Here is a 15,162-nt window from a genome sequence, read left to right as displayed (position 1 = left end):
CAAGAAATCAGCGGTGGCGCAGGCGGCGCACCAGCCAGTCGCCGAGCGACTGCACCAGTTGCACGAAGACGATCAGGATCAGCACCACCATCAGCATCACTTCCGGCAGGAAGCGCTGGTAGCCGTAGCGGATGCCGACGTCGCCCAGCCCGCCGCCGCCGATCGCGCCGGCCATTGCCGAATAGCCGACCAGGCTGACGAAGGTGATCGTCAGGCCGGCGACGATGCCGGGGAAGGCTTCGGGCACCAGCACCTTGAACACGATCTGGCGGGTGGTGGCGCCCATCGCCTGCGCCGCCTCGATCAGGCCGCGGTCGACTTCGGCCAGCGCCGTTTCCACCAGCCGCGCGACGAAGGGCGCGGCGGCGATGGTCAGCGGCACGATGGCGGCGGCCGTGCCGATCGACGAGCCGACGAAGAAGCGGGTCAGCGGAATCACCGCCACCAGCAGGATGATAAAAGGCGTCGAACGCACCGCGTTCACCACCAGGCCGGCCACCCGGTTGAAGGCCGGATTGGGCAGGGTGCCGCGGCTGTCGGTGAGGTACAGCAGGATGCCCAGCGGCACCCCGATCAGCCCGCCCAGCAGGCCGGACACGCCCACCATCAGCAGGGTTTCGCCGAAAGCGCTAATAAACAGGTCGAGCATTTCAGATGACATGGTTCAGCTCCTCCACCACCACGCCGTGGGTGCGGAAAAATTGCACGGCTTCGGCCACCTGGGCCGGCTCGCCGCTGGCCAGCACGGCCAGCGAGCCGAACGCCTGGCCCTGGATCTCGTCGATCTGGCCGTGCAGGATGTTGAAATCGAGCCCGAAGCGGCGCACCGCTTCCGACAGCAGCGGCTGGTCCACGCCCGAGCCGGTGAAGGCAAAGCGGAACAGGTGGTCGCGGCCGGTGCCGGCGCGGGTCTCGGCCAGGCGCGCGCGCACCCGCTCCAGCACGCCGCGCGGCAATTCCTGGGAAATCACGTCGCCGATCAGGGCGCGGGTGACTTCATGCTGCGGCTGGCGGAACACGTCGATGACTGCGCCATGCTCGATCACGCGGCCGGCATCCATCACCGCCATGCGGTCGCAGACCGCCTTGATCACTTCCATCTGGTGGGTGATGAGCACGATGGTCAGGCCAAGCTCGCGGTTGATCCGGCGCAGCAGTTCGAGGATGGAGCGGGTGGTTTCCGGGTCCAGCGCCGAAGTGGCCTCGTCCGACAGCAGCACCTTGGGCTGGTTGGCCAGCGCGCGGGCGATGCCGACCCGCTGCTTCTGGCCGCCGCTGATCTGGGCCGGGTAGCGGTCCTGCTGCTGGGTAAGGCCAACCAGTTCGAGCAGCGGGCCGACCCGCTTGTCGATGTCGGCGGCGGACATCCCGGCCAGTTCCAGCGGCAGCGCCACGTTCTGGCGCACGGTGCGCGAGGACAGCAGGTTGAAGTGCTGGAAGATCATGCCGATCTCGCGGCGAGCGGCGCGCAGATCGCTCGCGTTCAGCGCGGTCATGTCGCGGCCGTCGACCAGGATGCGGCCTTCGCTGGGCCGGTTCAGCATATTGAGGGTGCGCACCAGCGTGCTCTTGCCTGCGCCGCTGCGGCCGATGATGCCAAAAATTTCGCCTCGGGCGATCTGCAGGCTGACATCGCGCACCGCGTCGACCGGACCGTGGGCGCCGGCGAAGCGCTGGGAAACGGATTCTATCTGGATCATGTGATTATCGGGCCGCATCGCTTGCGCCCATGGACGCGGCAAACAGCGCTGCGGCGTCGCGTTTTGCAAAGGCGGCAATTTTAGGGCTATTGACAGCCAAGCGGAAATACATTTTTTCAAGTCCGCTATGCGAATGGCGTATAAGAGCCGCTGATGGATTTCGGACGGGGACTGAAGACCAATGGCGCCGGCTCATGGTCATGACAGGCGCCGCGGCCGCCCCAGGGCGGCGGCAGGCGGGTCTCAGGCCGGCAGCGCCAGCGCAAAACGGCTCTTGCCGCCCTTCTTGGCCTCGTACATCGCGGCATCCGCCCGGCACAGCAGGGTATCGGCCTGCTCGCTGGAGCCAGGCTCATGCATGGCGATGCCGATCGAGCCGCTCAGCTGCACCGTGGCCGCCTCCAGCGGGAACGGCTCGGCCAGCACCACCAGCAGCTTGCGGGCCACCTCCAGCGCATCGTCGCGTGCGCTAAGCATATCCAGCAGCACCACGAATTCATCGCCTGCCAAGCGCGCCACGGTGTCGGTGCGGCGCACGGTGGAAACGATGCGCTGCGCCAGGATGCGCAGCAGTTCATCGCCGGCGTCGTGGCCGTGCCGGTCGTTGATTCCCTTGAAGCCGTCCAGGTCGAGAAAGAACACCGCCAGCGGCTTGCCGGTGCGTCCGGCCCGCGCAACGGCCTCCGGCAGCCTGTGCATCAGCGCGCGCCGGTTCGGCAGGTCGGTAAGCATGTCCTTCATGGCCATTCTTTCCAGCGATTCGTGCAGGGTGCGGCGGGCGCTGATGTCATGCATGAAGGCGATGAACAGGTGCCCCGCGCGGCGCGGCACATGGGCCACCGACACTTCCACCGGCACGCCGACGCCATCGCGCCGCAGCACCTCGATTTCCACCCGCTGGTTGACCATGGCCGAGTCGCCTTCCTCAAGGAACTGCCTCATGCCGGCCTTGCGCGCCGCGCGCATCGGCGGCGCCAGTATCGCTTCCACCAGCGATTGCCCCAGCATTTCCGAACGGGTCCATCCCAGCAGGCGTTCCGCCTGGCCGTTCCATTCCTGCACGTTGAAATGCTCGTCGAAGGCAATGAAGGCGTCGTTGGCGTGATGCAGCGTTGCCCGCAGTTCCGCTTCGCTTTCCTGCAGCTTCGCCTGGATCTGGCCCTGCTTTTCCAGCGCCTGCTCCAGCTGGCGCGCCTTGGTCTCGATCTCGCGGGTGCGCTCCTTCACCGTCTGCTCCAGGTTTTCATTGAGCCGCTGCAGCGATGCGAGGTGACGTTCCTCGCGCCGCACCATGTCGCCCAGTGTGGACGAGAGCAGATGCACTTCATGAAACTGGCTGACCACGGGCACCGGCGTTGGACGGTCCGGCTCGTAATGTTCCAGCGCGTCGGCCAGGCGGATCAATGGCGCCGATACCCTGCGCGCAAACAGCAGGCCGGCGCCGCCAAGCAGCAGCGCCAGCGCTGCGCCGACCAGGATGATGCGGCTTTGCAGCACCGCGAAGTCGGCCATGGCGTCGTGGTAGGGCTGGCGCACCAGGACCGCCCACTTCAACGCGTTGAAACCGATGTCCTGCCCGGTCAACGCAAAGCCGGTCAGGTAACGCTTTCCGTCCGCCATTTCATCCACGGCGCCGCTGGTGCCGCGGCGCGCCTGTTCCACCGCCGGCGAGGCGAGCATCTTCTCTTCCATGGACTTAGGGCCAAGCAACACCGTGCCGTCATTGCGCACGATCAGGATCTGCAGGCCGTATTGCTGGCTGGTCGGGGCCAGCAGGTTTTTCGCGATTTCGCGCGCCCAGCCCCAGCTCAAATGGGCGCCCATGATGCCGCGCACCGAGCCGTCGCGACGCAGAACGGGAACCGATACATCGACGAAGCGCCAGGGGTCGGCGCTTTGCGGCAGCTTTTTTTCCAGCAGCACAGCGGGGTGGTAATCGACCGCGGTAACGCCGGACCGCGCATTCTGGAACCACAGCCGGCTGCTGACGTCCCTGCCTTCGAGAAGCTTCTGGGTGGCGGCATAGACCGTGCCATCCGGATTGGCCATGCCTATCCACGCGTAATTGGGCGACATGCGCTGCATGTGCTCCATGGCGCGCCGCATGTCGGCCGGCTCGTGTGCCTCCCTCACTTCGGCCAGCTCGGACAGCAGGCTCACATCGGAAAACGCATCCTGCATGCCGCGGTTGAGGGAATCGCGCATCTGCCAGGCAAGCTGCTGCAGCCGGACGCCGGCCTGGCGCTGCGCGTAATTGCGTGCGAATTCATCGACCAGCACCACCAGGACGAACACCGTCATCAGCACGGTGCCGCAGATGCCCATGGTGATCATCGTGGAAAGACGTGGACGGGAGGATGGTGTGGAAGAGGTCATCGAGGAAATGAAAGAGGCGTTCCGGCAATTGCCGGAAAAGCGGAAGAATAACAAAAGCAGGTTGCCGCAAGCCTACGCACAGCGACTGAAAAGCACGCCATTTCCTCGCTTTGCGGCTGTCGCGCCCTTGGCCATCACAATCTGGCGGCACTGAGCGCTGCCGCCGGGAACCTGCAAAGGGGATGTTGCAACTCAAAGTTTAACAATCCGCTCACCGCACTAACCTTTTTCGTTATAATTTGCTAAGTTCTTGTCTCACGAGAACATGAGTCCGGCAGGCAATCATTTAACATTGTTTTAAATAATTCATCATTTCCACGAGGACGGACCATGAGTCGTCTATTTTCCCAACTGGAAAATATTGGCCACGACCGAACGGATGTGGAGAGGCCAGCCGCACACGAGGCAGTCGGGACCGCGGGTGCCGTGCCGCCTGCCACGCAAGCCAAGCCGCAAGGGCCGTCCGCCGCGCCGTTGCCTGCGGCAGGCGCTCCGCTCAGGCCGAATTACAGTCCCCCTTCGACCGCACCGTCGCAGATACCGGGCTATGCGATCGCCTCGCAACTCTCGCTGTCCTCCAGGCCTGTCGCGCCTGCTGCGCCGTCACGCGCCAGTTGGCCGGTACGGCTGTGGTTCATTTCGCTGCTGGCGCTGACCGGCCTTTCGCTAGCCATGCTGCTCTCGCCGCGCGATGACACCACGGCGGCACAGCGCGCCGCGCCACGGTCGGCCGGCGTGGCGCCGGAGCCGACCGACGATGACACGCCGTCGCTGCCATCCCCTGCCCCGCCTGCCCCTTCATCGCCGCCGGCGAAGGCGCAGGCAGCCGTCGAAAGCCTGCCCGCAACAGCCGCGGCGTCCGTCGCCAAGCCGGCCGAGAAGCCCGCCGACAAGCCCGTCATCCGACGCCAGCTTCCCCAGCCCTCCGCGCCGCCTGCCGACCCGCCCGCCGCCGCACCGCGCGCGTCGGCAAGCGACCCCGCCTGCAGCGCGGCCATGGCGGCAATGAATCTTTGCAGCGCATCCCATCCATAACGACAGAACCAGGAGCCGACATGAGACGCCTTATTTCCCTGCTGCTGACGCTCAGTCTGCTTCCCGCCGTTGCACAGGCGAAAGCCGAATTCAAGATCGTCACGGCATCCGAGCGCGGCACCTATATCCAGATCGGACGCGACCTGGCCAAGTACATCGCCGAGCCGGCCGACATCAGCCTGGAAGTGCTGCCCTCGAAGGGGTCGGCCGACAATGTGGCGCGCCTGCGCGACGAGCCGGGCGTGAAATTCGCGCTGGTGCAGTCCGACGTCTACCAGGCCTTCCTGGACCAGGCGGCCAGCGGCAACCGTTCCGCCGGCCGCATCATCCGGCCGCTGCGCGTGGTGATGCCGCTCTATAACGAGGAAATCTACTTCGTCGCCCGCGCCGATTCGCCGCTCAATTACATCCATGAAATCAAGGACAAGAAGCTCAGCATCGGACCGGTGGGCAGCGGCACCGCGCTGTCGGCCACCACCCTGTACCGCCTGATGTTCAACCAGCCGCTGCCGGAAGCCAATGCGACCTACGTCAGCAACGAAGAAGCCCTGATCAAGCTGACCACCGACAAGTCGGTGGATGTCGCAGTCATCGTCGCCGGCCAGCCGGCCAAGCTGTTTGCCGACATGAAGCCGGAAGCGCGCCAGTTCATCAAGCTGCTCAAGCTGGACGACAAGGCGGCGGAAACCCGGCGCGCGGTGGAAACCTACTATCCGGCGGCGATCCGCCCGTCCAGCTATCCGAACTGGATCACCGAGGAAGTGCCGACGCTGACGGTCAAGGCCTTCCTGGTCACCTATGACTACAACCTGCAGCACACCACGCGCTACCTGAATGCCTTTGCCGAGTCGCTGTGCCAGAACTTCGATCAGTTGCAGGCGCAGGGACATGCGAAGTGGAAGGAAGTGAAACTGGAGTTGCCGGCGCTGGGCAAGGGCTGGAGCTATTACCCGCCCATGGAGCGAACCATGCGCAACTGCATCGCACAGCGTACCGCGCAGACCGGCAGCAGGCCGGTGGCGGCGCCCGGAGCTGCCACGCCGGCCCGGGCCTGCACCCAGCAGGAAAAAGTGCTGGGCCTGTGCGGAAGCTGACGTGGCGGCCTTTTCCTGGACATCCGCGCCATCGCTCATCCTCGCCGGCATTGACCTGACCGGGCTGTGCATGCTGACCGGCGTGCTGGCCGCCAGCGCCTGGTACTGCCTGTCGCCGCCGCCGGTGCTGCGCCACACTGCCCCGTCGGCGGGGCAACGGCACGGCGTCCTCCTTGCGCTGTGCGCGCTGGCCGCGCCCCTGCTGCTGTTTGCCAGCATGGCCGGCGCCCTGGCGCTGGCGCAGCAGGCCGGCACGGCGCTGCCGGCATCGCACCCGGCGCGGCTGCTGGCCTGGGGCCTGTATGCAGCCATCGGCCTGGCGCAGCTGTTTGCGCTGCAGCGCCTTGCCTACTGGCCCGCGCCACGGCTGCCGCGCATGATGCCGCTCGCCGCCAGCGCACTGCTCTTGCTGCCGCTGGCCACTGGCACGGCGCTTCTGGCGCTGGAGCACCGCCTTCTGGCGCCGGGCAGCATGCCGGGCATGGCCATCGCTATTGCGGCCGGGGCCGCGGTCAGCGGCATCCTGCTGTGGCTGCCGGTGCAATGGCGCAACTGCATTCCGGCTGACGCCGACGGCGGCAGGTCCGAACCGGCGATGGCATCTGCCGAAACGGCGGCAGCACCGCTGCCAGCCGCGGATGACGACGCCGCCGAACGAGGCCAGGCCGTGCGCAGCGCCGCGCAGGAAATGGAAAGCCGGCTGCAGGAAATCGCGGCCATGCTGGAACAGGAGAACAGCGCGCTCGACGAGGAACGGCATGCCCGGGATGAAATCCAGTATGCGTCCGCCATGAAGCAGCAGGTCAATTCCCAGAAATTCCTGTTCGAGAGCGGCCTGCCCTGCAACCTCGCGATGCTGGTCAATGGCCTGATCATTCTCGACCTGCCGCTCGACATGCACGACCATGTGCGCGGCGACACACTGCTGCATGCGGCCGTTCGCGAGGGCGATGCCGCACTGGTGCGGCAACTGCTGGACCACGGCGTCAGCGTCTCCGCCCCGAACTGGGCCGGGCTCAGCGCACGCGCCAGTGCCGAGGACGCAGAGATACAGGCCCTGCTGGAGGCCGCGGAAACGACTGCCCGCTGAGCCGGCCATCGGCCTGGGCTTGCGCGCTGTCGCGAACGCCGGCGCGCAAGCCCAGGCCGCAAAAAAACATGCCCGCGATGAAGCATCGCGGGCATGTTGCTTTCGCTGCCTGCCCCGCTCGGCCCGTCAGGCCAGGCGAGGCGCCGGCATCAGATCAACGGCGCTGGCCGGTAACCCGCTCCCAGCCGTGGCGCACCGCGGCCTTGAAGCGCTCCCAGTCGCTGCCGGGGTACTTGGTCTGCCAGTCGCTGCGGGCATTGGTCTCGATGTCGTCCCAGGAACGGCCCTTGTAGCGGGTGTCCGAGCCCAGTGTCGAGCCATAGCGGTAGGCCGGCGCATAGTCGTCGTAGCTGCCGCCCATCGATGCGTAGCGGGTGTTCCAGTCGCTACGGAAGTCATCGTCGTAGTCAGCCGAGGTGCGGGTGGCCGCCATGTTGTCGGCGGTCGTGCCCATCATGCTGCCGGTGGCGCCGGTGGCGCTGGCGGTCGCGCCGGTCGTGGTGCGGCCGTCGTTCTGCACATCCACCACGGTGTTGCGGACCGTGTCGCTCACCTGCTCGGTACGCTCGGACGCGGTCTTGCCGACCACCACTTCCTCCACCACGCGCGCGCTCTTGCTCACCACGGCCTTTTCCGCGGTTTCACGCACTTCGATGCTCTGGTCGCGCAGCGCATTCAGGTCGGCCTCGGATGCCGGACGATCGACCGGGCGGCGCTCGATGCTGGCATGCTCCTCGCGCAGCGTGACCGACTCCTTGACCGGGGTTTCCACCATGCGCGAGACCACGCGCACCGCGCCCAGGTCGACCTGGCGCTTGCCCACTTCCAGTTCTTCCTGCACCACCGGAATCACGCGGGCACGTTCCTTCTCGATCTCGTCGCGGGTATAGGGCGCCGCATCGCTGCGATAGCCCTCGTAGCCGCTGGCGCGCCATTCCGCGACACGCTTTTCGATATCGACCGCGCCGGTGGCGGCCAGCGCCTCGCGGGCACTCTCGACACGGCTTTCGTCCGATACCGTGACAGCCACCACGGCGCCGCCGCGGCGCACCGCTTCGGAGTAATGGCCGGCATCGTCCTGGTCCGGCCCGAACAGGTCGGCAAAGAAATTGCGCACGCTGTCCATGAAGCCGACATCATCGTCGCGCGTGGTCGTGGTAGTGCCCGTCGTACCTGTCGTGCCGATGTCGGCGCCGTGGGCGCGGACCTGCACGTCATTGGCCGAGAAACCGCGGGTAATCAATTGCTGCTTGGCCCGCTCGGCGTGGTCATACGTATCGAATACGCCTATCACTGTCTGGTCCATGTCTTTGCTCCTTCAGTTGGCTGCTTGGTTTTGTGACAAGTGGCTAACGCTATCGCGCAGCGTCGGGCTTCCAGATTCCGCTCTCTGCGTCATAGCGCTCCACCACCGCTTCTTCCCGCTTCACGCTGACTTGCTGCGCACTCTGTTCGACATGTCGTCGCGTCGTGATGCGCACTTCTTCCAGCAACACCAGGTGCCTGGTGATGACTTCCTTGAATACCGGAATCACCAGCGTGTCGCCTTCCTGCCGGGAGTGGAATTTATCTTCCACGATCCGGTTCACCGGCACCCTCGTAATGCTCACCTCTTCCTGCGTCAGCGGCATGTCGATGGTGCGGCTTTCCTCATGCACGATCTTTCTGACGCGCACGGCGCCGGTTTCCACCGTCACCTTGCGCACATCCAGCTTTTCCTCGATGACGGGCAGCACCCGCTGCTCGTCGTTGTGCAGCGTGCCGGAAACGGATTGCGGATCGGCGTGTGGCGGCGGATTGCCTGGCTGCTGGTTCATTGGATGCCTCGGAAAGAATCGGGTGTTGTATTCTTGGCCAAAGACCGGATATTAGGAATCAGACATCCACGCTTAAGGGTGTAAGCGCTTTCTGACGCCCGGCGTTACAAACCCATGATGCCGAAGATACATCTTGTAACGACGCTTACCGCTGCACAGCGCCTGCGCGGCGACTTTGGCGCTTTAATGAACGCCTACGAATGGAGATCGCAATGAAGCTCATTTCTTCCGCAATCCTGTCCCTGCTGGCCGGCGCCGCGCTGCTGGCTGCCGCGCCGGCGATGGCGCGGGTGGATGTGGACATCAATGTCGGCGTTCCCGGCGCCTATGTCGCTCCCTCGCCCTATGGACCGCCGCCCCGCTACATCGCGCCGCCGCCGCGATACGTTGCCCCGCCGCCGGTGTATGGCGCGCCGAGCTACGGCTATGTGCAGCCCGGCGCAGTCTACGTCCAGCCGGGCCCGGTGTATGTGCAGCCGCGTCCGCTGTACCGCGACGAATGGCGCGAACGGCGCTGGCACGATCATCGCCATGGTCCGCGCTGGGACCGCGACGGCGACGGCGTGCCCAACCGCCATGACCGGCGCCCCGACAATCCCTGGCGTTATTGAACGACGCCGCATCACCACCAAAGCCGGCCCCGTCTTCTTCGGGGCCGGCTTTTTTGTCGGGTGAAATATCCCGTAAGGGCATTCGACCTTTCGTTGAAAAGGGTGGGCTCTGGAAGCCGCAGCCCGCGTGGAGCGTAGCGCAACCCGCGATTGCACCGGTTGCACAAGACGCCCTCCACAGTGAATTTGAAGGCGGGCCATTGCCCCTCCTCCAGTTGCCTCCCTCACAAGATTGCTGTAAAACAGCGAGTGCCTTGCGCACCCCTATTCAGAGCGGCGTTTCCTCGGGAATGCAGCCGCCAGCCACTTGGAGAATATCTTGAAGAAAACCCTGTTCGCCGCGGCAATCGCTGCCGCATTCGCCGTATCCATGCCTGCCTTCGCGCAGCAGAAATACCAGCCCGAATACCGCCTTTCCACCGTGCTGGGCACGGCTTTCCCGTGGGGCAAGGGCGGCGAGCGCTGGGCCGAACTGGTGAAGGAAAAGACCCAGGGCCGCATCAACATCAAGATGTATCCCGGCACCTCGCTGGTGGCAGGCGACCAGACCCGTGAATTCACCGCGATCCGCCAGGGCGTGATCGATCTCGCCGTGGGTTCGTCGATCAACTGGTCGCCGCAGGTGAAGGAACTGAACCTGTTCTCGCTGCCCTTCCTGCTGCCCGACTACAAGGCGCTGGACGCGCTGACCCAGGGCCAGACCGGCAAGGAACTGTTCAAGGTGCTGGAAAAGAACGGCGTGGTGCCGCTGGCATGGGGTGAAAATGGCTATCGCGAGATCAGCAATTCCAAGCACGAGATCCGCACGCCGGCCGACATGAAGGGCATGAAGTTCCGCGTGGTCGGCTCGCCGCTGTTCAACGATACCTTCACCGCGCTGGGCGCGAACCCGACGCAGATGAGCTGGGCCGATGCGCAGCCGGCGCTGGCTTCGGGCGCGGTCGATGGCCAGGAGAACCCGGTGTCGGTCTTCACCGGCGCCAAGATCCATGCGGTCGGCCAGAAATACATGACGGTCTGGGGCTATGTCGCCGACCCGCTGATCTTCGTGGTCAACAAGAAGGTCTGGGAGAGCTGGAGCAAGGCTGACCAGGACGCGGTGCGCGAAGCGGCCGTGCAGGCAGGCAAGGAGGAAACCGCGATGGCGCGCAAGGGCCTGACCGCTTCCGACAGCAGCGCCTACAAGGAAGTCGAGGCCACCGGCGTCAAGGTGACCCGCCTGTCCGAAGCCGAACTGGCGCCGTTCCGCCAGATGACCCGGCCGGTGTATGACAAGTGGGCCAAGACCATCGGCCCCAACCTGGTGAAGCAGGCCGAAGCCGACATCGCCGCCCGCAAATAAGCCTTTCGCATTACGTCCGCCGCCTGCCTACCCGCCGGCGGCGTTTTTCTTACGCGGTCCCTGGCCGTTCCCTGCCTACAAACCATGAGTGAATTGCCTGAAAAAGACGACGCCCCGGAAGACCATCCGCGGGTGCCGCTCAGGATAGAGGAAGCCTGCGCCGCCCTGGCCATGGCCCTGATCTGCATCATTACCTTCGCCAATGTGCTGGTGCGCTATTTCACCAGCGTATCCTTCGCCTTTACCGAGGAATTCTCGATCTTCCTGATGGTGGTGCTGACCCTGTTCGGCGCGGCCGCCGCCTTTGCCCGCGACCGCCATATCAAGATGACCTTCATCACCGACCGGCTGCCGCGCCCGATGGCGCGCCTCTTCGACATGGTGTCGATGGCGCTGGGCATCGTGATGTTTGCCGTGATGGCCTGGTACGGCTATTTCCTGTTTCTCGATGACTGGCAGTACGACACCACTTCGCCCGGCATCGGCATACCGCAATGGATCTACAGCCTCTGGCTGCCCCTGCTGTCGGTGCTGATCTGCCTGCGCATCCTGGGACGCCTGATCCGCGTGGCGCGCGCCGGAGGCCGCCCATGATCGCCGAAGGCAGCCTGATCCTCTTTCTCGGCTTTGCGCTGCTGATGGCCATCGGCGCGCCGCTGGCGGTGGCGCTGGGCATCAGCGGCACCGCGGTCATTCTGATCGAGGGCCTGGGCATCATGTCGGTGCCGACCAATGCCTACAACGGCATCGCCAAATATCCCCTGCTGGCGCTGCCGGTGTTCATCCTGGCCGGCATGATGTTCGAGCGCGCCGGCGTGGCGCTGCGCATCGTGCGCTTTGCGTCCGCCGTGGTGGGCAGGCGGCGCGGCGCGCAGGGCATCGTCGCGATCCTGGTATGCATGTTCCTGGGCGGCATTTCCGGCTCCGGGCCGGCCGACGCCGCCGCGGTGGCGATGGTGATGATTCCCGCAATGTTCAAGCAGGGCTATCCGAAACCCTTCTCGGCCACGCTGATCGCTGCCGCCGGCTCCACCGCCATCCTCATTCCGCCTTCGGTCGCGCTGATTCTCTACAGCGTGCTGGTACCGTCGGCCTCGGTGCCGGCGCTGTTCGCCGGCGGCGTGGTGCCCGGCGTGCTGGCAGGCTTGTCGCTGATTATCCCCACCCTGTACTTCTCCTACAGGAACGGCTGGGGCACCGCGTCGGACGAGCCGACGCCGCGCTTCTGGGACAGCTTCAAGGAAGCGATCTGGGGCCTGCTGGCGCCGGTGATCATCCTCGGCGGCCTGCGCACCGGCCTCTTTACGCCAACCGAGGCGGCGGTGGTGGCGGCTTTCTACGGCCTCTTCGTCGGCCTCTTCGTGTACCGCACGCTGACCATGAGGAAGGTGTACGAGGTGCTGGTGGAATCGGCCGAGATCTCGGCTGTCGTCTTGCTGATCATCTCGCTGGCCGGGGTGTTCGCCCATGCCGGCTCCACGCTGGGCGCCTTCGATGCCTTCGCCAAGCTGCTGCTGGGCTTCACCTCGAACGAGGCGCTGATGCTGCTGATGATCACCATCATGATGCTGATCGCCGGCATGCTGCTCGACGCGGTGTCGATCTTCCTGGTGTTCCTGCCCATCCTGCTGCCCATCGTAGCGGCCTACAAGTGGGACCCGGTCTGGTTCGGCATCGTCCTGACGATGAACATGGCCATCGGCCAGTTCACGCCGCCGATGGCGGTCAATCTGATGGTCACCACCCGCATCGCCGGCGTGACCATGGAGTCCACCGTGCGCTGGGCCCTGTGGATGGTAGGCTCGATGCTGGTGGCGCTGCTGCTTGTTACCGCCTTCCCGCAACTGGCGCTGTGGCTGCCGCAATCACTGGGGTACTGACAATGAACGACGATCTCTGTTTTCTTTCCGCCGTCGAGATGGCGGCGCAGATCCGCGCCGGCCGGCTGTCGGCGCGCGAGGTGATGCAAGCGCATCTGGCGCGCATCGAGGCGGTCAACCCCAAGGTCAATGCGATCGTCACCCTGCATGCCGAGCAGGCGATGGCCGCGGCCCTGGCGGCCGACGAGGCGCAGGCGCGCGGCGAGCCGCTCGGCCCGTTGCACGGCCTGCCGGTGGTGCACAAGGACCTGATCATGACCCGCGGCATGCGCACCACCTATGGCTCGAAGGTGCATGAGGACTATGTGCCGACCCGCAGCGCGCTGCTGGTGGAGCGGCAGCAGGCAGCCGGCGCGATCAGCATCGGCAAGACCAACACGCCCGAGTTCGGCGCCGGCTCGCAGACCTTTAACGCCGTCTTCGGCGCCACCCGCAATCCCTATGACCTGGGCAAGACCTGCGGCGGCTCGTCCGGCGGTTCGGCGGTGGCGCTGGCAACCGGCATGGCGCCGCTGGCCGACGGCACCGACATGGGCGGCTCGCTGCGCTGCCCGGCCAATTACTGCAATGTGGTCGGCATGCGGCCCTCGGTCGGCCGGGTGCCGGACTTTCCCTCGCAGAACGGCTGGAGCAACCTGTCGGTGCATGGCCCGATGGCGCGCAGCGTGGCGGACCTGGCGCTGCATCTGTCGGTGATGGCGGGCCACGATGCGCGCGACCCGATGGCCATCAGCCAGGGCGGCGAGCAGTTCCGCGCGCCGCTGGAAAGCGATTTGCGCGGCAAGCGCATCGCCTGGAGCATGGACCTGGGCGGCCTGCCGGTCGATCCGCGGGTGACGAAAGTGCTGGATGCACAGCGCAGGACGTTCGAGGACCTCGGCTGCATCGTCGAGGAGGACTGCCCCGACTTCCGCGATGCGCACGACATCTTCATGGCGCTGCGCGCCTATGCCTTCGAGCTGCATTACGGCGCCATCATGGACCGTCACCCGGGCGTGCTGAAGGACACCATCGTCTGGAATATCGAGGCCGGCCGCAAGCTGAGCGCTTCCCAGCTGGCGCGTGCCGAAAAGCTGCGCACGGCGCTGTTCATGCGCATGCACCGCTTCATGAAGAAATACGATTTCCTGGTGGCGCCAGTGAACCAGGTGCCGCCGTTCGACATCGACCAGCCCTATGTGGACGAGATCGCCGGCGTGAAGATGGACAACTACATCGACTGGATGCGCTCCTGCTACACCATCACCGCCACCACCCATCCCGCGATGTCGGTGCCGGCCGGCTTCACCGCGGAAGGCCTGCCGGTGGGCCTGCAGATCATCGGCAGGCACCAGGGCGAACTGGCGCTGCTGCAGTTGGCGCATGGGTTCGAGGCCGTCACCGGCGCCGGCAGGCGCCGGCCCGTGCTCTAGCGGTCGGACCGCCCCGCGATAGCCATCATTCACTCTCGCCGACGTCGTCCACCCAGCCGCCATCCGTGCCCAGCGATTCGATGCCGGCCCGGATGGCCTTGGAAGAAAAGCCGCGGTAGGCCAGGAAGCGATAGATCTTCAGCTTCAGCTCCTGGCTCATGCCGTCGCGCTTGACCTGGGCCTGGAATTTCGCCACCGCATGCAGCACCCGCTCCTCCTCCGGCGCTAGCTGCTGCACCTGCGTCTTGGCCAGGTCGGCGTCGATCCCCTTCTGCCGCAAGGTCATTTCGATGCGCCGGTTGCCGGCGCGGTTCTCGATGCCGCGTGAACGCTGCTCGGCGAAACGGCCGTCATCCTGATAGCGGTTGCCGATGACGAAGGCCATCGCGTCTTCCACTTCCGTCTCGTCATAGCCCTTGGAGCCCAGCTTGCGGCGCAGTGCGGCAGCGCTGTAATCCTGCCGCGCCAGCAGCCAGACGGCATAGGCCTTGGCCGACTGCGCCGGCTTTTCCGGCGGCGCGCCGGGTTCGCGCGGCGTGGCCGGCTTGCGCTTGCGGTCCGAGGTGCGGGTGTATTCGCACGGGCTGGCGCTGGCGCGTGCCGGCCGCTTGCGGTCGGAGGTGCGGGTAAATTCGCCGGGAATGGGTTCCGGCTTGCGGCGGCCGAAACTGCCGGCCTCGCGTCGCGGTTTGTCCGGCTTGCCGGCGCCTGAAGGCGGGTCGCCAGCCTCGTCTTCCGGCAGCGGTTCGGGCACGCCGGTTTTCTTGTTGATCAGATACATGGCTGCGCAGGAGGCGATGGAAAC

Annotated in this window: 15 protein-coding genes; 9 read left to right on the top strand and 6 right to left on the bottom strand. The window is 65.7% G+C overall.

The window, feature by feature from the left end; translation table 11 throughout:
• Positions 1–7 precede the first annotated feature (7 nt).
• The 3 genes from ABC383_RS01810 to ABC383_RS01800 form a co-directional block, all read right to left on the bottom strand.
• The gene (locus ABC383_RS01810) at positions 8–661 is read right to left on the bottom strand and encodes a methionine ABC transporter permease (protein ID WP_413011424.1); all 654 of its coding nucleotides are present in this window, start codon (positions 659–661) and stop codon (positions 8–10) included.
• A complete protein-coding gene (locus ABC383_RS01805; RefSeq protein ID WP_413011422.1) occupies positions 651–1,700 on the bottom strand; it encodes a methionine ABC transporter ATP-binding protein in 1,050 nt (349 codons plus the stop codon). The genes ABC383_RS01810 and ABC383_RS01805 overlap by 11 nt, the downstream gene beginning before the upstream one ends.
• A 243-nt stretch (positions 1,701–1,943) precedes the next feature.
• Entirely contained in the window at positions 1,944–4,025 is a 2,082-nt protein-coding gene (locus tag ABC383_RS01800) for a diguanylate cyclase domain-containing protein (RefSeq protein ID WP_413011420.1), read from the bottom strand.
• Here ABC383_RS01800 and ABC383_RS01795 point away from each other — a divergent pair.
• From ABC383_RS01795 to ABC383_RS01780, 4 genes are all read left to right on the top strand, one after another.
• On the top strand, positions 4,024–4,230 hold the full coding sequence (locus ABC383_RS01795; protein ID WP_413011418.1) for a hypothetical protein: 207 nt from the start codon (positions 4,024–4,026) through the stop codon (positions 4,228–4,230). The two genes, ABC383_RS01800 and ABC383_RS01795, sit on opposite strands and share 2 nt — an antisense overlap.
• 176 nt (positions 4,231–4,406) lie before the next feature.
• Positions 4,407–5,111, top strand: a complete 705-nt coding sequence (locus ABC383_RS01790; RefSeq protein WP_413011416.1) for a hypothetical protein — start codon at positions 4,407–4,409, stop codon at positions 5,109–5,111.
• 20 nt (positions 5,112–5,131) lie between these two features.
• Positions 5,132–6,205 (top strand): TAXI family TRAP transporter solute-binding subunit, encoded by a 1,074-nt coding sequence (locus ABC383_RS01785; protein WP_413011414.1) that lies wholly within the window; start codon positions 5,132–5,134, stop codon positions 6,203–6,205.
• Between the two features lies 1 nt (position 6,206).
• The gene (locus tag ABC383_RS01780; RefSeq protein ID WP_413011412.1) at positions 6,207–7,295 is read left to right on the top strand and encodes a hypothetical protein; all 1,089 of its coding nucleotides are present in this window, start codon (positions 6,207–6,209) and stop codon (positions 7,293–7,295) included.
• 154 nt (positions 7,296–7,449) lie between these two features.
• Here ABC383_RS01780 and ABC383_RS01775 read toward each other — a convergent pair whose 3' ends face one another.
• Both ABC383_RS01775 and ABC383_RS01770 read right to left on the bottom strand, forming a co-directional pair.
• Positions 7,450–8,601, bottom strand: coding sequence for a DUF2382 domain-containing protein (locus tag ABC383_RS01775; protein ID WP_413011410.1), 1,152 nt, complete (start codon positions 8,599–8,601; stop codon positions 7,450–7,452).
• A 49-nt stretch (positions 8,602–8,650) separates the two neighbouring features.
• On the bottom strand, positions 8,651–9,112 hold the full coding sequence (locus ABC383_RS01770) for a YsnF/AvaK domain-containing protein (protein WP_413011408.1): 462 nt from the start codon (positions 9,110–9,112) through the stop codon (positions 8,651–8,653).
• A gap of 212 nt (positions 9,113–9,324) precedes the next feature.
• On the opposite strand from ABC383_RS01770, the gene ABC383_RS01765 reads away from it, so the two are divergent.
• The 5 genes from ABC383_RS01765 (at position 9,325) to ABC383_RS01745 (ending at position 14,357) form a co-directional block, all read left to right on the top strand.
• The gene (locus ABC383_RS01765) at positions 9,325–9,723 is read left to right on the top strand and encodes a hypothetical protein (protein ID WP_413011406.1); all 399 of its coding nucleotides are present in this window, start codon (positions 9,325–9,327) and stop codon (positions 9,721–9,723) included.
• Positions 9,724–10,042: 319 nt separating this feature from the next.
• Complete coding sequence (locus ABC383_RS01760; RefSeq protein WP_413011404.1) at positions 10,043–11,065, top strand: DctP family TRAP transporter solute-binding subunit; 1,023 nt, start codon at positions 10,043–10,045, stop codon at positions 11,063–11,065.
• Positions 11,066–11,149: 84 nt separating this feature from the next.
• Complete coding sequence (locus ABC383_RS01755) at positions 11,150–11,659, top strand: TRAP transporter small permease (protein ID WP_413011402.1); 510 nt, start codon at positions 11,150–11,152, stop codon at positions 11,657–11,659.
• Positions 11,656–12,945, top strand: coding sequence for a TRAP transporter large permease (locus ABC383_RS01750; protein WP_413011401.1), 1,290 nt, complete (start codon positions 11,656–11,658; stop codon positions 12,943–12,945). Before ABC383_RS01755 ends, ABC383_RS01750 begins: the two co-directional genes overlap by 4 nt.
• 2 nt (positions 12,946–12,947) lie before the next feature.
• Positions 12,948–14,357, top strand: coding sequence for an amidase (locus ABC383_RS01745; RefSeq protein ID WP_413011399.1), 1,410 nt, complete (start codon positions 12,948–12,950; stop codon positions 14,355–14,357).
• 25 nt (positions 14,358–14,382) lie between these two features.
• On the opposite strand, the gene ABC383_RS01740 is transcribed toward ABC383_RS01745, so the two are convergent.
• Entirely contained in the window at positions 14,383–15,138 is a 756-nt protein-coding gene (locus tag ABC383_RS01740) for a regulatory protein RecX (protein WP_413011397.1), read from the bottom strand.
• Positions 15,139–15,162: the final 24 nt, after the last annotated feature.

Source organism: Noviherbaspirillum phoenicis, assembly GCF_047237965.1.
Lineage (GTDB): Bacteria > Pseudomonadota > Gammaproteobacteria > Burkholderiales > Burkholderiaceae_D > Noviherbaspirillum_A.
This window is presented reverse-complemented; position numbering and strand designations above follow the sequence as displayed.